Here is a 19,120-nt window from a genome sequence, read left to right as displayed (position 1 = left end):
AGTTATAACACAGCATGAGCGATGAACAAAACAAGGAAAAACAGATTCACAGACGGGATGTTCTGAAGTGGGGCGCCGTAGCGGGCGCCGCCGTCGCTGTCGGAGCGAGCGGCCTCGGAGGACTCGCGCCGCTTTTCAAACCGGCGGCCACCGCTTCAAAGAAGAGTCAAGGGAAAAGTGAAAGTGATCAAATCGTTCCTTTTTACGGAAAGCACCAAGCGGGAATCACAACGGCGCACCAGACGTATGTGTATTTTGCGGCGCTTGATGTCATGTCAAGCGACAAAGCTGATGTCATCTCCCTTTTCAGAAATTGGACCAGTCTGACGCAGCTGCTGACCTCAGGCGCCGCCCTGTCAGGCGAACAGAAAAATAAATATATGCCTCCGCAGGATACCGGGGAGTCGCAGGATCTGGCACCGGCGAATTTAACCGTTACCTTCGGCTTCGGCCCCGGTTTTTTCGAGAAAGACGGGAAGGACCGCTTCGGACTGAAGGATAAAAAACCGAAGCACCTCGCCGATATTCCGCCGATGCCTAACGACAAACTCGATAAGAAACAAGGCGGCGGTGATATCGTCATACAAGTCTGCGCGGATAATGAACAGAGTGCGTTCCACGCGGTGCGCAATCTGATTAAACAGGCCGTCGGCGTGTGTGAAGTCCGCTTTCTCAATAAAGGTTTCTTAAGCGGCGGAAAAAACGGCGAAACCCCGCGCAACCTTTTCGGATTCAAAGACGGCACCGGCAACCAAAGCACGAAGGATGAAAACCTGATGAATTCAATCGTTTGGGTTCAATCAGGGGAGCCGGACTGGATGACGGGCGGCACGTACATGGCGTTTAGAAAAATTAAAATGTTTTTAGAAATATGGGACCGTTCATCCTTGAAAGATCAGGAAGACACGTTCGGACGAATGAAAAGCTCGGGCGCGCCTTTCGGACAAAAAAAGGAAACCGATCCCGTCAAGCTGAATCAAATTCCCGCCGACTCACATGTCAGCGTGGCGAAATCAACCGGCAGACAGATTCTGCGGCGGGCATTTTCCTATACGGACGGAATTGATCCGAAGACGGGCTATGTTGACGCAGGCCTGCTGTTTATCAGCTTTCAAAAAGACCCGGACCGCCAATTTGTCCCGATGCTGAAAGCTTTGGCGGCAAAGGATGCGCTGAATGAATACACACAAACGATCGGCTCCTCCTTATTCGCCTGTCCCGGCGGCTGTAAAAAAGGAGAATATATCGCCCAGAGGCTGCTGGAATCGTGACACCTTCCATAGGGAGGGTGTTTTTTTAAAAAAATACTTGTAACTATTTATGTTACAACTTAAAATGAAAAAGAAAGGAGATTTACAATGACACTGCAGATTAAAGTATATTCTGATTATGTATGTCCGTTTTGCTTTGTCGGCAAAGCGGCGTTTGAAGAAGCAATTAAGGACAAGGACGTACAGGTGGAATGGATGCCGTTTGAATTGCGTCCGAGCCCCTCACCGAAACTTGATCCGGTGAATGACCCCGCCAAGCGGCAGATGTGGGAAAACTCAATTGAACCGATGGCGCGGTCTTTAGGCGTTGATATAACGTTCCCCCGCGTATCACCGCATCCTTACACGGATTTGGCGTTTGAAGGCTTCCATTTTGCGAAGGAACATGGGAAAGAAAGCGAATACCATACACGCGTTTTTCGGGCGTTCTTTCAGGAAGAACAAAATATCGGTGACATTAACGTCCTGACAAAGCTTGCGGAAGAAGCCGGACTTGACGGCGGCGCGTTCAAAGAGGCGCTTGAGACAAGGGCGTACAGACACATGCAGCGGGAAGCGCTCCGCCATGCCTATGAGGAAGCCGGCATTACCGCAGTGCCGACGTTTATCATCGGCGATGAAAGAATCCCGGGCGCAGCGGGAAAGGAAACCTTTGAACAAATCATTGAGCGGGAATTGAATAAACGGTAACTGTAAAAAGCCCTCTGCATCAGCAAGAGGGCTTTCCCATATAGTGTTTGACAAATGTTTGTCTGTCCGCTTCATATGCCGCGGCGTCAAATGAATCACCGCAAAAATGAAGGCACCAAGGCTCTTTCTGGCAGGCGACGCCGACTTGATAGCCGTGTTTTTGAAATTCAAGCGACTGTGATGTGTCGTAAAAATGAAAGCCGCGAAACAAATCCTCCCGCCACTCTACGTCATATTGAGCGGCCATTAACAATCCGTCAATGGCGTCAGCATGCGTAAACAGGCCGTTTTCTTCGCTGTTTTCAAATTCCAGAGGGCGGTAACCATTCACCCGGTATTCAATCACTTTTCCCAGCCGATGCCCGCTTTCCCACCAAATACCGTTCGGCGGCAGAGTTTTGCAGCCGGCGACACCGAGAAGGCCGAGCTCCCGATGAGATTGAAAGATATGAAGCATGTCTCGCAGGAAATGCTGATGAATGATAAATGTATCCTGATGCAGATAAATTTTATATTTGGCAGGGTGTTTCAGCGCTTTGTTGTAGGAGGAGGTCATGCTCTCTGAATCGTATACCGGCATGATATCAACGGAGTGTGAGGGGGGAACGGTAAGCTGCAGGATATGGTTTTTGCATTGGGAGTAAAGCGATTCATCATTCACACAGACGACAAACAGAAACGAATGCGCATCCATTACATGCTCCTCTCAGCCTCAATCACATATTGATAGGCCGATGCCTCTGTCAGAAAATCATGTCTTATGCCAAGCTGTACGCAGACTTCGTGCAAAGATGCGATGGCCTTGTGATAAGAGGGATGATCAACACGGATCGCCTCAATGCTTTTCACCTCATAACCGGAGGCTTTAAATAAGGAAAGAGTCTCTTCACGCGTAAAAAAACGCAGGTGGGTCTGATCCATTAATCCGGCATCTCTGTAAGTCCATTTGCCGGCTAAAAGCTCAAGCACCACCGAGATATGGCCGACATTCGGTATGCATGCAAGCACTGTGCCGTCTTTTTTTAAATAAGGGCGAAGTTTTTTCAGCACTGACCACGGGTCGACAAGATGCTCCAGTACGTCTCCGAACAGCATACAGTCGAATTGCTCTGATTTGTACGGAAGAATGGCGGATTCAATGTCGCCGCAAAGCACGTGGCTCAATTTGTTTTCCGCCTTTTCAGCTGCTTCGGGATACGCTTCAATACCGTAAACCGTTATTCCGCGGTCTTCAATTGCCGCGCCTAAATTACCGGTGCCGCAGCCGACATCAAGCACTGTACGCCAGTTTTTGTCTATTTTTTTTAATAAATAAGGATTCAGGCCTTCGTAGTAGTTCTGTTGTTTTTCATCATAATAGGGATTCGTATCCATCTGTGTATCACCTCGTAAATCGGCATAATACACAAGATATGCAGCGGGGGGATCTCATATCACCATGTTTGGCTGTTCAGGTAGCGGAATGCGGGCGGGAATGGTTGTCCGGTATACGGTTTTATTCTCTGATTCCCCTCATAAGATTGCGGGTGTTCCTTTGAAAACTCGGGTGCGGGCGGACTGTGTTAAATAGTAAAAGGATCCGCCTGTAATCTTACCGCTGGCGGATGGTGTTTTTCATTGGTGTTTTTTTCTTCACCGCTTTTTCAGCATTTAAGAATCGCCTTACATCGTCAATGTGCAAACCCATGATTCTAGCCTCTTGAATTAACAAATGCCAATCTTGATCTATCTCTTTCATTACATGAGTTTTCATAAGAACCTCCAATTGAAAAATTGATTTGCCCAGCTACAGCAGCCAATGTATAACAAATATCACACATAGTTGGCCGGTAATCCCAAATTGAAGATGAATTCACCTACCTATTCCCTAAGAAAATGACTGAAATACCCAAAATCCTTCAAGAAATCTTACATATAATAATAAACAATTAAATACTGACTGGATAGTATGTAAATGAAAATAAACCATCTGACCTATTAACATTTACCCTTTGAACGTCGAACTAACATATTCTTTTTACATAAAAAATACCGCAAAAGAATGATTCGGTGTAAGATAAAGTGAAGATCAAACAGCTGGGGTAAAAAATGAAAAAAAACAAATTTCAAATTAAGAGAGAAGAAACATTTGAAAGTTTTATTGACGCAGGCCTTCATTTGTTAATTGACCGAGCTTACGATACAGTATCGATAGATGAAATCAGCAAAGCCGCGGGTTACAGCAAAGGCGCGTTTTACGTTCATTTTGAAAGCAAAGAAGATTTCCTGAAGCATTTGTTAGACAGGCATCAGATCAAAAAAAGGATCATTACCGGCTATCTCGACGAAATAGAACGGCAATCAGCCAGGCCGCTGACACTTTATGAAGCGGCAAGAAGCGCGGCTGACTTGCTGATGCATCTTATTAACAGCAAACCGGCATGGAACATCGTGTCCTTTGCCCTTCACATGCCCAATTACAAGGTGGTACAGGAATATGAAGCCTACATCCGTCTTTACGAGCTATGGATTGAAGAAAGCTGCTTGTACATAAATTGGCTCAAATCGAGAAATTTAATAGAAGAACAAATTGATACGGAATACACCGCCAGAATGATGTGCGCGCTCATTGACGGCATGATTAAGCAATCAAACGTGCTGGGGCGCTCCGTCACCTTCCGCAGCCTTTTTGACGCGCTCTCTGTTTTTTTCAGTAACAGAAAATCAGGGTAAGTTCGTCTTTATTTGACAAAAGTTTTAGAAAAGTTTTTCAGAAAGCGAGGAATTGCCATGCGCTACAGAGAAATTATGATGTATATCATTATGGGTGTTTTCACGACGATCGTGAACATCGTCAGTTTTTACATTCTGACGTCGGTGTTTCAGATGGATTACAAGATGGCGACCGTCGCTGCGTGGATTCTGTCCGTTCTATTTGCTTATGTCACGAATAAACTGTATGTATTTCAGCAAAAAACCGCGGGGATGCGGAGTCTGATGAAAGAACTGACAGCCTTTTTCAGCGTGCGGGTATTGTCTCTCGGCATAGATCTCGCCATGATGATTCTTCTGGTCAGTCAATTTCATATGAACGAAACTTTGGCGAAAATCGCCGACAACGTCATTATCGTAGTCGTCAACTATGCGGCCAGCAAGTGGATTGTCTTCAGAAAAGCGAAAGAAGAGGGCGTGTCATAACGGTTTCTTTCCGAGCCTTGGGGGAAAGAGTAACGGGAAAGAGTAACGGGAAAGGGGATACGTATGAAACACAAAATAAAGAAAGCGTTTGCTGATGTATTCGGGGAATCGGAGGACCTGCGTATTTTCTTTGCGCCCGGCAGAGTGAATCTCATCGGAGAGCATACGGATTATAACGGAGGCCACGTCTTTCCGTGCGCGCTTACGATCGGTACATATGCAGCCGTCCGGGAGAGAGGGGACAGGCTCGTCAGAATGTACTCTGATAATTTTAAGGAAGCAGGCATAAAGGAATGCAGTCTCGATGAGATCCGCTACCAAAAAGAGGACGGGTGGGCCAATTATCCGAAAGGCGTCATGGCGGAATATCTCGGCAGCGGTTTTTCTCTTCCGCACGGCTTCGATATTGTATTCTTAGGAAATATCCCGAATGGCGCAGGGCTGTCATCATCAGCTTCCATTGAACTTGTCACGGCGGTCATTCTCAAGGAATGCCATGGGCTTGATGCGGATATGATCGACTTGGTGAAACTCGCTCAGGCGGCGGAAAATTCCTTTATCGGCGTCAGCTGCGGCATTATGGATCAATTCGCCATCGGGATGGGAAAGAAAGATCACGCGATCCTGCTGAATTGCGGGACGCTCGCCTTTGAATATACGAAACTCGGGATGTCTGGACTGTCGATCGTTATTGCGAATACCAATAAAAAACGAACGCTTGCAGACTCAAGCTATAATACGAGGCTCAAGGAGTGCCGGGAAGCGCTTTTTGATCTGCAGAAGCACCTTTCCATTCAGTCACTCGGGGAGCTGTCGCCTTCCGCTTTTGACGCTCATGCGGAGCTGATTCAGAATGAAGTGAACAGGCGCCGGGCAAAACACGCCGTCTATGAAAACCACCGCACCCAAAAGGCGGCCGCGATGTTCAGCAGCAATCAGCTTCATCACATCGGCGAATTAATGAGGGATTCGCATCTTTCTTTACGCGATGACTACGAGGTGACAAGTCTTGAGCTGGATACACTGGCAGAAGCGGCATGGCGCCATGCCGGGGTTGTCGGGTCAAGGATGACGGGAGCCGGTTTCGGCGGCTGTACGGTCAGTATCGTCAAGGACGAGGCCGTTTCAGATTTTATTGAAACGGCAGGGGCCCATTATGAGGAACAGACCGGGAGAAAGGCTGACTTTTATACGGCGGATATCGGGGCCGGAGCGAGAGAACTAAAGGGGGATGACAATGGCGATTGAGCGGCACGTAGAACGTTTAATCCGGTACGGACTGCAAAAAGAGCTGATTTCATTTCTTGATATTGAATATACAAGAAACCGTTTATATGAAACGCTGCACATAACCCATCCGGAGCCTTCAGAACAGATAGAAATTGACTCGGCGGCGCCTCTGCCGGACATATTAGCCCCGATTTATGAATGGGCCGCAGAGACGGGCCGGATTGCAGCCGATACAGACACATATCGCGATCTGCTAAGCGCGAAGATCATGGGCTGTTTTGCCCCGCAGCCGTCAGAGATTGTCCGGCGTTTTGAAGAAACAAAGGCAGTGCACGGTCCGGAGCAGGCGACAAAGGCGTTTTACCGATTTTCAGAGGATGTGTATTATATCCGTTCGGACAGAATTCAGCGGAATATCGGGTGGACGGCTGAGACGGCTTACGGAAAGCTGGACATCACGATCAACCTTTCAAAACCGGAAAAAGATCCGAAAGCAATTGCCGCTGCCAAAGAGCAGCCGCAATCCGATTACCCGAGATGTGTTCTCTGTAAAGAAAATGTCGGATATGAAGGAAGGCCGGATCATCCCGCGCGTCAAAATCTTCGCGTCATCCCGGTGATTCTCGGTGATGAGCAGTGGTTTCTGCAATTTTCTCCGTATGTGTATTACCGGGAGCATTGCATCGTTTTGAAAGACCGGCACGAACCGATGAAGATCAGCAAAAAAACGTTTGACAGGCTGCTGTCGTTCGTCAGCCAGTATCCTCATTATTTTCTCGGTTCCAATGCTGATCTGCCGATTGTCGGCGGCAGTATTTTAAGCCACGATCATTTTCAAGGTGGCGATCACGAGTTCCCGATGGCGCAGGCGGAGACAGAAAGCCGTTACAGGCTGCCTGATTATCCGAATACGGCTTTGGGTGTCGTGAAGTGGCCGATGTCGGTCATCCGTCTGCAAAGCGAGAGCGCGTCTGAGCTTTCTGACGCGGCGGACTCCATCTTACGGGCATGGCGCGGCTATTCCGATGAGGCGGCGGATATCCTCGCCTATTCAGGGGAGACACCGCACAATACAATTACACCGATTGCCCGGCGGAGAAACGGTTTATTCGAATTAGATCTCGTCCTCAGAAATAACCGCACCTCAGATGAGCATCCGCTGGGAATTTTTCATCCTCATCAGGAAGTTCATCATCTGAAAAAAGAAAATATCGGACTGATTGAGGTGATGGGGCTTGCGATTCTGCCGGGGCGTCTTGAAGAAGAGATGATCCGCACGGCTGAAGCGCTGTGTTCACCGGACCCGGAGGCGGCTTTAACGGCCGATCCTTCTGCGGCCAAGCATAAGGAGTGGGCGCTCAGCGTGCTGCACAAGCGGAAGGTAACGAAAGAAAACGCGGAACAGATTCTAAAAGAAGAAATCGGACATGTTTTTGCCCGGATACTGGAGCATGCCGGCGTCTTTAAACAGACAGAAGAAGGCAGAGCGGCTTTCCGGCGTTTTATCAGCCATTTGGACGCTCTACCGGAAAAAAGCCTCATCCCATAAGGGACGAGGCTTTTTTTATCCTCTGCTTCTGGCGATGAGGCTGAACAGAAATACCACGATCGCCGCTCCGATGATTGCCGGAATGATGGCAAAGCCGGCAAGGTGCGGACCCCATGTGCCGAGCAGGCCGTGCCCGATCCATGCGCCGATCAGACCGGCGATCATTGACCCGATAATTCCCCCGGGCATACTTCCTTTTACAAATAAACTTCCGATCCAGCCGATAATAATAGCTACAATCAGAGATACGATAAAACCCATAAATATCACTTCCTATTTTTTATTATTTATGCCTATATGTTTCCTTCGTTTTGTCCATATTAAACATATGAATGTGTTTTTTATAATGAACATATCAACGCGCGTTCATCTCTTTTTTTTCACCATGCGTTGCGTTAAAATGGAAAACGTGTGAAAAGGTGTGAGCAAAGGAAAAAATATTTTCTTTGTGGAATGGTTAACAAAATGAAACTTTTTGTTGACCAGCGTATTTTATTATGGTAAACCTTTATTTGGTATTATTCGTTCTCACTATCTTTTTTCTCTATATATGCTAAATGATCTAAAACTTTTTAACTTTGATTTATGCAAGTGGAAAAAGTTCATGCATTTTTTGTCGATTTTGTGACATCAGGGCGAAAAAAAGATGAACTTTAGAAAAAAATAAAGCTAATAAGGGCAGATTTTGATAGCATAACAAGGTAGATAGAGAAAAGATTTTGAGAAAGTACATTTCAGATTCACTACATCAATAGGAAGGATGGTGATCTTCTTGTTCAGAGCATTTAAACCGTTACTTTTATTAGCGATGTTGGCTGTTGTTTTCGTACTGGGCGGATGCAGCGACATTTCCGTGTTAGATCCGAAAGGACCTGTTGCAGACCAGCAAAAAGATCTGATTCTCTTGTCAATCGGATTTATGCTGTTCATTGTCGGCGTCGTATTCGTACTATTTACAATCATTTTAGTGAAATACCGCGACCGCAAAGGCAAAGACAGCGGAAATTACAAGCCAGACATGCACGGCAACACGTTCTTAGAAGTAGTCTGGACAGTGATCCCAATTTTAATTGTCATTGCACTTTCTGTGCCTACCGTACAGACGATATATTCGTTAGAAAAAGCGCCTGAAGCGACTAAGGATAAAGAACCTCTTGTCGTTTATGCTACTTCGGTAGACTGGAAATGGGTATTCAGTTACCCAGAGCAGGATATTGAGACGGTTAACTACCTGAACATTCCTGTAGACCGTCCGGTTTTATTTAAAATTTCTTCAGCCGATTCAATGGCGTCGCTATGGATTCCTCAGCTCGGGGGACAAAAATACGCGATGGCAGGAATGCTGATGGATCAATACTTACAGGCTGACAAAGTGGGAACATATGAAGGCCGCAACGCGAACTTCACCGGCGAACACTTTGCCGACCAGAAATTCAACGTAAAAGCAGTTACGCAAAAAGACTTTAACAACTGGGTGAAAAAAGCCCAAAGCGATTCTCCAAAGCTGACGAAAGAGAAGTATGACGAACTGATGCTTCCGGAGAATGTCGGTAAATTAACGTTCTCTTCTACACACTTAAAATACGTTGACCACGGCCAAGATGCCGAATATGCGATGGAGGCGCGCAAACGCCTTGGCTACAAAGCCGTATCACCGCACTCTAAAACAGATCCGTGGGAAGATGTTAAGAAAAACGAATTTAAAGTATCCGACGATAAACAAGATTGAAATTGAACAAGAAAGGAGGAAGCCCGAATGAAATTGAGATGGGATGAATTTTTTGTAACAGGTGACCCATTAATTCTGGGCGCACAAGTTTCCATTGCGCTTTCCACTATTGCTATCATCGTAGTACTCACATACTTCAAAAAGTGGAAGTGGCTCTGGTCTGAATGGCTGACGTCTGTAGACCATAAGAAACTTGGAATCATGTACATTATCTCTGCTGTTATCATGCTGTTCCGCGGCGGGGTCGACGGCTTGATGATGCGTGCCCAGTTAGCGCTTCCTAATAACAATTTTTTAGACTCAAACCACTATAATGAGATCTTTACGACTCACGGTACGATCATGATTATCTTCATGGCGATGCCGTTTTTAATCGGTCTGATCAACGTTGTCGTACCTTTGCAGATCGGTGCGCGCGACGTAGCATTCCCGTACTTGAACAACCTGAGTTTCTGGACGTTCTTCGTAGGTGCGATGCTTTTCAATATTTCTTTCGTTATCGGAGGTTCTCCGAACGCAGGCTGGACGAGTTACATGCCGCTGGCAAGTAACGACATGAGCCCTGGGCCTGGTGAGAACTTCTACTTGCTCGGTCTTCAGATTGCCGGTATCGGTACGCTGATGACGGGTATCAACTTTATGGTGACGATCCTGAAAATGCGTACAAAAGGCATGACGCTGATGCGTATGCCGATGTTCACATGGACGACGCTGATTACAATGGTTATTATCGTATTCGCCTTCCCTGTTCTGACAGTGGCATTGGCGCTGCTATCATTTGACCGTTTGTTCGGCGCTCACTTTTTCACGCTGGAAGCCGGCGGTATGCCGATGCTTTGGGCTAACTTATTCTGGATTTGGGGACACCCTGAAGTTTATATCGTTATCTTACCGGCTTTCGGTATTTTCTCTGAAATTATTTCAGCGTTTGCAAGAAAGCAGTTATTCGGTTACAAAGCGATGGTCGGCTCTATTATCGCCATTTCCGTCCTGAGTTTCCTTGTATGGACTCACCACTTCTTCACAATGGGGAACAGTGCGTCTGTTAACTCTTTCTTCTCGATCACAACGATGGCGATTTCGGTTCCGACCGGGGTTAAAATCTTTAACTGGCTCTTTACAATGTATAAAGGCCGAATCAGCTTTACAACACCGATGCTGTGGGCGCTTGCGTTCATCCCGAACTTCGTTATCGGCGGGGTAACAGGGGTTATGCTCGCGATGGCTGCAGCGGATTATCAATACCATAATACGTACTTCCTCGTATCTCACTTCCACTATGTGCTGATCGCGGGTACGGTATTTGCATGTTTCGCAGGATTTATTTTCTGGTATCCGAAAATGTTCGGCCACAAGCTGAACGAGAGAATCGGAAAATGGTTCTTCTGGATCTTTATGATCGGATTTAATGTATGTTTCTTCCCTCAATACTTCTTGGGGCTGCAAGGTATGCCTCGCCGTATTTACACATACGGACCGAATGACGGATGGACTACATTGAACTTTATTTCAACTGTCGGAGCCTTCATGATGGGTGTCGGATTCTTAATCCTTTGCTACAACATCTACTACAGCTTCCGCTACTCTACTCGCGAGATCAGCGGAGATTCATGGGGCGTGGGACGTACGCTTGAGTGGGCGACTTCATCTGCGATTCCGCCGCACTACAACTTTGCGGTGCTTCCTGAAGTGAAATCTCAAGATGCGTACCTGCAATTGAAAGAAGACAAAGTGGATATTCATCCGGAAAGCAAGTTCAAGAAAATCCATATGCCGCACAACTCCGGCAGACCGCTTATTATGTCAGTGGCGTTCGGTATTGCAGGCTTCGGACTTGTCTTTGAATGGTTCTGGATGGGCATTGTCGGCTTGATCGGCATTCTGCTTTGCATGGTGCTTCGTTCATTTGAATATGACAATGGATACTATATACCTGTTGAAGAAATAAAAGAGACGGAAAGAAAGATTTCCGAATAAAGGAGGCGTGATTTATGGAACATGCAGAACACGGCAATTCTAACGCGCCTATGGAATATCAATCTGAAACCGGCAGACTCAATATTCTCGGGTTTTGGATCTTTTTAGGGGCAGAGATTGTGTTGTTCTCAACACTATTTGCAACCTTCTTCGTTCTTCAAAGAAGAACAGCAGGAGGAGTCTTACCGGCTGAATTATTTGAAGTGAAGCTTGTCATGATCATGACATTCCTGCTTCTGATCAGCAGTTTTACCTGCGGGATCGCTGTTCATGAAATGCGTCGCGGAAGTTTAAAAGGCGTCGTCATATGGACGATCATTACGCTTCTTCTCGGCGCAGGCTTCGTAGGATGTGAGCTTAACGAGTTCATTCACTATGTACATGAAGGAGCATCTCTCGGTACAAGTGCTTTCTGGTCTGGATTCTTCGTCCTTCTGGGAACGCACGGAACGCACGTAACGATCGGTATCTTCTGGATTACCGGCATCTTGCTGCAATTGAAGAAACGCGGATTAACGCCGCAGACGTCTTCAAAAATCTTTATCTCAAGTTTATACTGGCACTTCTTAGACGTTGTCTGGATCTTCATCTTTACAGGCGTCTATCTCATCGGATTGGGGGGACTATAATATGGCAAACAAATCTGCTGAACACAGCCACTTTCCGTGGAAGCATATCGTAGGTTTTGCGTTGTCTATTATTCTGACCCTGCTGGCCCTTTGGGTTGCGGTATATACAGATTTAAGCTCATCAGCAAAACTCTGGATCATTTTCGGATTCGCATTTATTCAGGCCGGCCTGCAGCTTCTCATGTTCATGCACATGACAGAAAGCGAAAACGGCGGAATCCAAGTCGGAAACACGCTCTTCGGATTTTTCGGAGCGATTGTTATCATCCTTGGTTCTATCTGGATCTTTGCGGCGCACTACCATCACGGTGACCATATGGATGGAAACCCTCCGGGCGGTGCGAAGCAGCATTCCGAACATCACGAATAAAAAGAAACCCTCTTCGTTTAGGCGAAGAGGGTTTTTTGTGCCTTTATTGGCTTCTTCTCCGGCGCAGGCGCGGAAGGCCGTAAATGATAAAGGCGGCGATATGGGCAACGATGACGTTGACGGCAAACAGGATAATCATGAGTGTGTGGCCGAGGGGGGATAGGCTGCTGGTTGCGTAAAAGTAGAAGAAAACCCACATTAAAATGATTGGCGGTATGGCCGAAAGAGCCACTTTTTTGTTATCAAGCCAGATAAAGAGGGGTGTTGCGCTTGCGACCAGTAAATAAGCAAAAAACATGTCCATCTTACGTGTCTCCTTTCATTTTATGGGAGCGTTTCCAAAATGAAATACAGAGAATAAAATGTGTCTGTTTTGTGGTCGTTTTTTGAACATTTTGTTACAATTATTATACCATGTTTTCCAATTTTTGATACCGCTTTTTCGAGAAATGTATTGCAACTATTGCCCCATTTTTGGATAGGTAATAGAAATCAGAAAGGTCAAATACCCTGTCACATTTTCAGACAGTGCGATGGCGCAGCCTTGTGAACCTTTGTTATGTTTAAAGAAAACATGCACACTAAGGTAGGTTTTGAAATGAACATAAATAAAGACGATGTTACAGCGCCGGATGTTATTGCGCTTTTGCAGGATCATCTGAAGAGCATGACCCTCTGCTCTCCCCCGGAAAGTATACACGCGCTCAATACGGACCGCCTGCGTCAGCCTGACGTTACGCTTTGGAGTGCGAGGGAAGACGGCGTCCTGCTCGGCTGCGGTGCCTTAAAGGAGCTTAACAGCCGGCACGGTGAGCTGAAATCAATGAAAACCTCCCCGCAGCATGTCAGAAAAGGCGTGGCCAAACGAATTCTTCACCATATAATTGAAGAAGCAAAGCGGCGGGGCTATCAGCGTCTCAGCCTAGAAACCGGTTCTGTGGAGGCTTTCCTTCCCGCCAGACTGCTGTATGAAAAAGCCGGGTTTCAATATTGTGAACCGTTTGGGGACTACAATGAGGACCCGAACAGCTTGTTTATGACATTAAACATGAGGTAAAGTCATTTGAATTCATTGGTTTCTATATTCCCGCTGCCCCTTTTCTGGTGAGAAGGGGTTTTTTATCGGAAAAGTTTCATCATGACCGAAACATTTCCTTTTCTGACACGTCATATGTCGTGTAGTCTCCAAACCGTAAAAAATAAAAAGGAAACAACCTCATCATGTTTTCTTGAACGGTGTTCATGTATAATAAACAATAGTGACTTCCGATGAAAATGTAAGGCGGGATAGAATGAGTCGATATAAGAAACAGCAAAATCCCTATTATCAGGGGGATTTGATTTTTATATTTGGTGTGTTTTTAATAATTAGTGTCGCTGCGATTTATGCGGCCGGACAGTTCGGGCAGTATGGAGGCAGCGCCTGGATGAAACAGATTGTCTTCTATGTTATAGGGGCGGGATTCATCGGATTATTGCTGTACTTTGATTTAGAGCAGCTTGAGAAACTGAGTCTGTACGTATTAATTGCCGGCGTGCTGTCGCTGCTCCTTTTGCGTGTTGCGCCGGAATCTATCGCGCCGATTAAAAACGGGGCGAAAAGCTGGTTTCAAATCGGAACCTTTACCCTTCAACCCTCTGAGTTTACGAAAATAGGAATTATGATGATGGTCGCGTCCATTATATCGAAGGCGGGACCGAAAGATCAAAGATCACTTCGGGAAGATGTGAATCTGCTCTTGAAAATTGCGGCATGGACGGTTATTCCGATCGGACTGATCGTTTTGCAGGATGCCGGAACGGGTGCGATCTGTCTGTTTATCGTGATGGTGATGGTGTTTATGTCAGGTGTAAACTGGAAGCTGATCACCATTATCGGCGGTTCGGCCGCCCTTGTTATCGGGCTTTTCTTAGTGCTCGTGATTGAATTTCCCCATGTGGCGAATTCAATCGGCATTGCGGATTATCAAATCAACCGGATTACATCGTGGATGTCTGACTCCAGTGCGGCAACGACTCAGGCAGAGAGTGATAAAAGCTGGCAGGTGGATCAGGCCGTTATGGCGATCGGATCAGGCGGCATTACCGGAAACGGCGTTCATAATCTGAAGGTGTACGTACCTGAGGGGCAGACCGACTTTATCTTTGCGATTTTGGGTGAAAGTTTTGGGTTTTTAGGCTGCGCGATTGCCGTTGTTATGTTTTTCTTTTTAATTTACAGGCTTGTGGTGCTGATTGACCGCTTGCATGCCTTTAACCGATTCGGCGCGTTTTTTTGCGTAGGATTTACTGCACTTATCGTGATTCACACCTTCCAGAACATCGGGATGAATATCGGCATTATGCCGGTTACCGGAATTCCGCTGCTGTTTGTCAGCTATGGAGGGAGCTCGGTGCTGTCTACATTAATCAGCTTCGGGATCGTATACAACGCAAGTGTGCAGCTGACGAAATATAAAAGCTATTTGTTTAATTCTTAATGTCAGACGGCTCGTTTTTCGGGCTGTCTTTTTTTGGTTAGAGCATTTCGCTTTTGGCATGATTCTCTTTCGGATATGATATATAGAGAAGGAGGCTTTTATATGAACAATACCATTGAAACCATACTTAATCATCGGTCGATCCGATCATTTACTGACGAGCTTCTGACAGCGGAAGAGATAGATACATTAGTGAAAAGCGCCCAGGCGGCGTCAACGTCCAGTTACGTGCAGGCGTACTCCATCATCGGGGTAACCGATCCGGAGAAAAAAAGAAAGCTGGCGGCGCTGGCCGGAAATCAGCCTTACGTCGAGAATAACGGGCACTTGTTTGTGTTTTGTGCTGATTTGTACCGCCATAAAAAACTTGCGGAAGAAAAAGGCGAAAACATTACAGAGCTTCTTGAGAATACGGAAATGTTTATGGTCAGCGTCATTGATGCCGCACTTGCCGCACAAAACGTAAGTGTTGCCGCAGAATCAATGGGCCTTGGCATTTGTTATATCGGAGGCATTCGGAATGAACTTGATCAGGTGACGGAAGTGCTCGGTACGCCTGACCATGTGCTGCCGCTGTTCGGTCTGGTAGTCGGCCATCCCGCGCATCCGTCCGGCCAAAAGCCGCGTCTGCCGAAACAAGCCGTATATCATGAAAACACGTACGATACGAATGAAGAAAACTTCCGCAGTTATATGAAGGAATATGATGAAACCATCTCCGCTTATTATGATAAACGGACAAACGGCAAGCGGGTTGAAACGTGGTCTGATCAAATTCTGCAGTTCATGAAACAAAAACCGAGAACCTATTTAAATCAATATGTTAAAGATAAAGGTTTTCAAAAAAATTAAGAAATAAAACCTCTCCTGACGGGAGAGGTTTTTTTATGTTTCACGTGTAACATATTTCGACAAAATGGAACATCTGCGATGATGTACAGTTCTAAAATTTGATGAGCTGCTGTTCCGGGTTTTGAACTTTCACATATCGTCTTTTTTTCATTAATAATCGAGACTGCATTCAATACACAACAGAGCAGCTCTGTTTGCCTTACCGAAGTTCTAAAACAGTGAATAACGTGTATATGGCTGATTTCTGTATATAAGTGAAGTTAATTGACTTAACTGGCAGTCATTCCTCATCGTCTTATTATAATTCATAGCAAACGGACGCCTGCGTTTCCAGAACCGTGCCAATAAACTTGGCGATGTCCTGATGAACCGGGTGTGTAAGGTACTTTTCCATATCCCCCAAGGATGCAAACTTAGTGATCAGAATCAAATCATATCCTGAAGGGGCAGGGCGAATGTTAGCTTCAGCCTGAACATCGAGAAGAACGTCTATTTTTCCCTTCATGCCCAGCAGAACGGTTTGAACTTGCTTGATATGCTCTGGGCTCATGTCCTTCAGCTTCAGCAGCACGTTATTTACTATCATTTTTATGTTCCTCCTGGTTTCTTATCTGGGTTACCGTTTCTGTTTGTTCAGGTCCTGTAGAAAGCTGGATCGCCAGCTGCTTAATCTTGTGATTATGAATCTGAAAATAAAAATCTAAATAGAGAGGGTTCGGCAGGCTGGTTTTGTCAAAATCGCCGTCAACCTTAAAAACCGCCGTGATTTCCCCCTGATCCTGTCTATGCCTTTGTAAGTCAAGCGTTACGTTTGCATCAAAATGATGTTCGGCACTCCATTTTCTTATAGCGGATTTGCCTGCCCACACTTTGCCCTCATCAAAGATCAAAGCATCCTCCGAAAAACAGTCGATATAGGCATCCGGATCGGGTTTATTGGAAGCGGCTATAAACTCTTGTATAACTTGCGGAAGCGCATTAGGCTCCATAAGATCAACTCCTTTGTCATTTCGTTAAACGGTGCGGATGGTTCCGCCGTCAATAACATATTCACAACCCGTTACATAAGAGGCTCTGCTTGACGCAAGGAATGCGGCAAGCTCGGCAACCTCCTCAGGTTGAGCCGGACGGCCGAGGGGAATGCCGCCAAGCTCGTCCATTAACTGCTCACGGGCGGCTAGATAGTCGGTTCCGGCTTGTTTAGCCATTCTCTCAATTAACTGTTCAGCTGCTTCTGTTTCGGTAAACCCCGGTGCTAGTGCGTTGATTCTTATCCCCTCAGGGCCGAATTGGGTCGCCAGGTTTTTACTGTAGTTAACTAGTGCAGCTTTGGCAGCCGAATAAGGCATGGTCATGTTGCCCGGCAGCTTTCGTTGAATAGATGATATATGGACAATCACTCCGCTTTGCTGCTTGACCATGTAAGGCAGAAATCCGCGATCGAGGCGGACGGAAGAAAACAGGTTTGCGTTAAACGCTGTCTGCCAATCCTCGTCTGTTAAAGCTAAAGCCCCTGCCGTGCTACTTGAGTAACCTCCCACATTATTAATCAAAATATCCAGACCGCCGAATGTATGAATTGTTTCCTTAATGATATGATCTGCGCCTTCTGGAAGGCAGACATCGGCTTGAATAAACCCTGCGCCTTCAGGCAATGCCTCGGGTAATGATCTTGCCGTAGCTATAACTTCAGCTCCTGCCGCATGCAGCCGTTTGACGATGGCTCTGCCGATTCCCCGTATTCCGCCGGTCACTAGGACCCGTTTACCTGCAAATTCTTTGCTCATATTTAATAAGTACGGACTGTTTTCCATCGTTCTGCTGAATCCTCCTTCAAATGTTGAGTACAAGGCTAGTTTAATCAACAGAACCTGACAGCATCGTGTCCAGTTACCTCAAATATTTTTCGGCCATTCTGGCAGTGCGGTTTTTCATTTCAAGTCTGACAGACGCCGGCTCAATGACTTCCAGTAAATCTCCAAAGGAAAGCAGATAGTGATAAAGCCATTCACCGGGAGGAATCTCTGAAGTGACCCGGAAAGACCCGTCTTCCAGTTTTAAAATGTCCTCTTCTTTAAACTCATCCACGATTCGATAGGCTCCCGCTTGGTCTATTTTTAATACCAGAGGGATTCTCTGCGGTTTTTTAACCGATTCTTCTGCAGAAGAAGTCACGGAAGGCTCCGACCAGCCATGCTGAAGGTGAAGTCCCATCTCCTCTCCGTTTAAAAGTCGGACATTCGACATTCTGTTAATCTTAAAGGTTCTTAAAGCGTTTTTTTCGAAACTGAAGGCTTCAATGTACCACGCTCTATCTTTAAAGAGCAGTTTCATTGGCGCGGCTCTCCGGCTTTTTTGTTCTCCGGCAGCACTCAAGTAGGTAAATGAAATCACTTTCTGCTCCAAGATTGCCTGTTTCAGAAGTACAAACAGCTCTTTTTGTTTTTGCCCGCTTCCCCATGAGGAAAAATCCACTTCAATCCAGTTGATGTTGTTTTTCCTGAAAAGGCTGCTCAATTTCTCAAAAATCGCATTAGAATCAGGGTATTGGGCGGCGGCTAAGCTTTGGAGAGCAAAAAGGATCTCATCCTGCTCCTTGTCGGTAAGCATAGATTTGTTCAGAACAAACCTGTCGGAAAGGGAAATGCCGCCCCCTTTCCCTTGTATGGTATAAATCGGAATTCCAGCCTGGCTTAAAGCCTCAACATCCCTATAGATCGTTCTGACAGACACCTCAAACCGCTCAGCCAGCTCGGGTGCCGTAACGGTTCCATTTTCCAATAAAATATAAATCACTTGAAATAATCTGCTGATTTGCATCCGCTCACCTCTGGGTTTTTAGTATATCCGTTAAAACTTGACAACAAGATGTCAGGTTAAGATCATTTCTTAACATCTCCCTCTTTGTAAATATTAACATGGCTGTAGTTCCGAGCCGCTCGTCTACGGACACACAGCCAGCGTGCCGATATCGCTTGCGATGGAAACAAAAGAAGCAATCAGGTGGTATTGCAGTATTCCTTGAGGTTAAAGATAAAGGCAGCCCGTTTGGCATTTGTGAGGTCGCGAGGAAGCTAAATCATCGTAATAACAAACCAAGATGACGAAGAAAGTCGCCAGACTTCATATGATCGGCTTAGCAGTGGTACGATGTTGAGGAGGTGAC

General features: G+C 46.1%; 22 protein-coding genes. 13 read left to right on the top strand and 9 right to left on the bottom strand.

What is annotated here, in order from left to right; translation table 11 throughout:
• The first annotated feature begins 14 nt into the window (after positions 1-14).
• Together efeB and BAMF_RS39135 are read left to right on the top strand one after the other, a co-directional pair.
• Positions 15-1,271: an iron uptake transporter deferrochelatase/peroxidase subunit gene (gene efeB / locus BAMF_RS39140; RefSeq protein WP_013354041.1), complete on the top strand. Its 1,257-nt coding sequence runs from the start codon at positions 15-17 to the stop codon at positions 1,269-1,271.
• 87 nt (positions 1,272-1,358) lie between these two features.
• Complete coding sequence (locus tag BAMF_RS39135) at positions 1,359-1,961, top strand: DsbA family oxidoreductase (RefSeq protein ID WP_013354040.1); 603 nt, start codon at positions 1,359-1,361, stop codon at positions 1,959-1,961.
• Positions 1,962-1,980: 19 nt separating this feature from the next.
• On the opposite strand, the gene BAMF_RS39130 is transcribed toward BAMF_RS39135, so the two are convergent.
• The 3 genes from BAMF_RS39130 to BAMF_RS39120 all read right to left on the bottom strand — a co-directional run bounded on the left by BAMF_RS39130 (position 1,981) and on the right by BAMF_RS39120 (position 3,714).
• Positions 1,981-2,655, bottom strand: a complete 675-nt coding sequence (locus BAMF_RS39130) for a glycosyltransferase family protein (RefSeq protein WP_013354039.1) — start codon at positions 2,653-2,655, stop codon at positions 1,981-1,983.
• Positions 2,655-3,335, bottom strand: coding sequence for a class I SAM-dependent methyltransferase (locus tag BAMF_RS39125; protein WP_013354038.1), 681 nt, complete (start codon positions 3,333-3,335; stop codon positions 2,655-2,657). The genes BAMF_RS39130 and BAMF_RS39125 overlap by 1 nt, the downstream gene beginning before the upstream one ends.
• 217 nt (positions 3,336-3,552) lie before the next feature.
• Entirely contained in the window at positions 3,553-3,714 is a 162-nt protein-coding gene (locus BAMF_RS39120; protein WP_013354037.1) for an anti-repressor SinI family protein, read from the bottom strand.
• A 335-nt stretch (positions 3,715-4,049) separates the two neighbouring features.
• Here BAMF_RS39120 and BAMF_RS39115 point away from each other — a divergent pair, with 335 nt between their 5' ends.
• The 4 genes from BAMF_RS39115 to galT all read left to right on the top strand — a co-directional run bounded on the left by BAMF_RS39115 (position 4,050) and on the right by galT (position 7,917).
• Entirely contained in the window at positions 4,050-4,673 is a 624-nt protein-coding gene (locus BAMF_RS39115) for a TetR/AcrR family transcriptional regulator (RefSeq protein WP_013354036.1), read from the top strand.
• A gap of 78 nt (positions 4,674-4,751) precedes the next feature.
• Positions 4,752-5,138 (top strand): GtrA family protein, encoded by a 387-nt coding sequence (locus tag BAMF_RS39110; RefSeq protein WP_038463302.1) that lies wholly within the window; start codon positions 4,752-4,754, stop codon positions 5,136-5,138.
• Positions 5,139-5,201: 63 nt separating this feature from the next.
• Entirely contained in the window at positions 5,202-6,386 is a 1,185-nt protein-coding gene (locus tag BAMF_RS39105; RefSeq protein WP_013354034.1) for a galactokinase, read from the top strand.
• The gene (galT, locus tag BAMF_RS39100; RefSeq protein WP_013354033.1) at positions 6,376-7,917 is read left to right on the top strand and encodes a UDP-glucose--hexose-1-phosphate uridylyltransferase; all 1,542 of its coding nucleotides are present in this window, start codon (positions 6,376-6,378) and stop codon (positions 7,915-7,917) included. Before BAMF_RS39105 ends, galT begins: the two co-directional genes overlap by 11 nt.
• Before the next feature lie 15 nt (positions 7,918-7,932).
• On the opposite strand, the gene BAMF_RS39095 is transcribed toward galT, so the two are convergent.
• On the bottom strand, positions 7,933-8,178 hold the full coding sequence (locus BAMF_RS39095) for a GlsB/YeaQ/YmgE family stress response membrane protein (protein WP_003150926.1): 246 nt from the start codon (positions 8,176-8,178) through the stop codon (positions 7,933-7,935).
• Between the two features lie 502 nt (positions 8,179-8,680).
• On the opposite strand from BAMF_RS39095, the gene qoxA reads away from it, so the two are divergent.
• Genes qoxA through qoxD form a run of 4 tightly spaced genes read left to right on the top strand, consistent with a single transcriptional unit; the run spans position 8,681 to position 12,622 of the window.
• Complete coding sequence (gene qoxA, locus BAMF_RS39090) at positions 8,681-9,646, top strand: cytochrome aa3 quinol oxidase subunit II (RefSeq protein WP_088030703.1); 966 nt, start codon at positions 8,681-8,683, stop codon at positions 9,644-9,646.
• Positions 9,647-9,673: 27 nt separating this feature from the next.
• Positions 9,674-11,623 (top strand): cytochrome aa3 quinol oxidase subunit I, encoded by a 1,950-nt coding sequence (gene qoxB / locus BAMF_RS39085; RefSeq protein WP_013354031.1) that lies wholly within the window; start codon positions 9,674-9,676, stop codon positions 11,621-11,623.
• A 14-nt stretch (positions 11,624-11,637) separates the two neighbouring features.
• Complete coding sequence (gene qoxC / locus BAMF_RS39080) at positions 11,638-12,252, top strand: cytochrome aa3 quinol oxidase subunit III (protein ID WP_013354030.1); 615 nt, start codon at positions 11,638-11,640, stop codon at positions 12,250-12,252.
• A 1-nt stretch (position 12,253) separates the two neighbouring features.
• Complete coding sequence (qoxD, locus tag BAMF_RS39075; protein WP_013354029.1) at positions 12,254-12,622, top strand: cytochrome aa3 quinol oxidase subunit IV; 369 nt, start codon at positions 12,254-12,256, stop codon at positions 12,620-12,622.
• 43 nt (positions 12,623-12,665) lie between these two features.
• Here the strand turns inward: qoxD and ywcE are convergent, their stop codons facing one another.
• The gene (ywcE, locus tag BAMF_RS39070) at positions 12,666-12,926 is read right to left on the bottom strand and encodes a spore morphogenesis/germination protein YwcE (protein ID WP_003150937.1); all 261 of its coding nucleotides are present in this window, start codon (positions 12,924-12,926) and stop codon (positions 12,666-12,668) included.
• A 294-nt stretch (positions 12,927-13,220) separates the two neighbouring features.
• On the opposite strand from ywcE, the gene BAMF_RS39065 reads away from it, so the two are divergent.
• From BAMF_RS39065 to nfsA, 3 genes are all read left to right on the top strand, one after another.
• Positions 13,221-13,679 (top strand): GNAT family N-acetyltransferase, encoded by a 459-nt coding sequence (locus BAMF_RS39065; RefSeq protein ID WP_014471209.1) that lies wholly within the window; start codon positions 13,221-13,223, stop codon positions 13,677-13,679.
• Positions 13,680-13,914: 235 nt separating this feature from the next.
• Complete coding sequence (locus BAMF_RS39060) at positions 13,915-15,102, top strand: FtsW/RodA/SpoVE family cell cycle protein (RefSeq protein WP_013354027.1); 1,188 nt, start codon at positions 13,915-13,917, stop codon at positions 15,100-15,102.
• 102 nt (positions 15,103-15,204) lie between these two features.
• Positions 15,205-15,954 carry an oxygen-insensitive NADPH nitroreductase gene (nfsA, locus tag BAMF_RS39055; RefSeq protein ID WP_014471208.1) on the top strand — a complete coding sequence of 250 codons (750 nt, stop codon included), beginning with the start codon at positions 15,205-15,207 and terminating at the stop codon, positions 15,952-15,954.
• Positions 15,955-16,252: 298 nt separating this feature from the next.
• Here the strand turns inward: nfsA and BAMF_RS39050 are convergent, their stop codons facing one another.
• The 4 genes from BAMF_RS39050 to BAMF_RS39035 form a co-directional block, all read right to left on the bottom strand.
• On the bottom strand, positions 16,253-16,540 hold the full coding sequence (locus BAMF_RS39050) for a Dabb family protein (RefSeq protein ID WP_013354025.1): 288 nt from the start codon (positions 16,538-16,540) through the stop codon (positions 16,253-16,255).
• Entirely contained in the window at positions 16,527-16,943 is a 417-nt protein-coding gene (locus BAMF_RS39045; RefSeq protein ID WP_013354024.1) for a YybH family protein, read from the bottom strand. The genes BAMF_RS39050 and BAMF_RS39045 overlap by 14 nt, the downstream gene beginning before the upstream one ends.
• Before the next feature lie 24 nt (positions 16,944-16,967).
• Positions 16,968-17,768: an SDR family oxidoreductase gene (locus tag BAMF_RS39040; RefSeq protein WP_041481684.1), complete on the bottom strand. Its 801-nt coding sequence runs from the start codon at positions 17,766-17,768 to the stop codon at positions 16,968-16,970.
• A 76-nt stretch (positions 17,769-17,844) separates the two neighbouring features.
• Positions 17,845-18,774, bottom strand: a complete 930-nt coding sequence (locus BAMF_RS39035) for a helix-turn-helix transcriptional regulator (protein WP_013354022.1) — start codon at positions 18,772-18,774, stop codon at positions 17,845-17,847.
• Positions 18,775-19,120: the final 346 nt, after the last annotated feature.

It is taken from the genome of Bacillus amyloliquefaciens DSM 7 = ATCC 23350 (genome assembly GCF_000196735.1).
Taxonomy (GTDB): domain Bacteria; phylum Bacillota; class Bacilli; order Bacillales; family Bacillaceae; genus Bacillus; species Bacillus amyloliquefaciens.
Note: the sequence above shows the minus strand (reverse complement) of the source record. Positions and strands in the feature narration are given on the sequence as shown.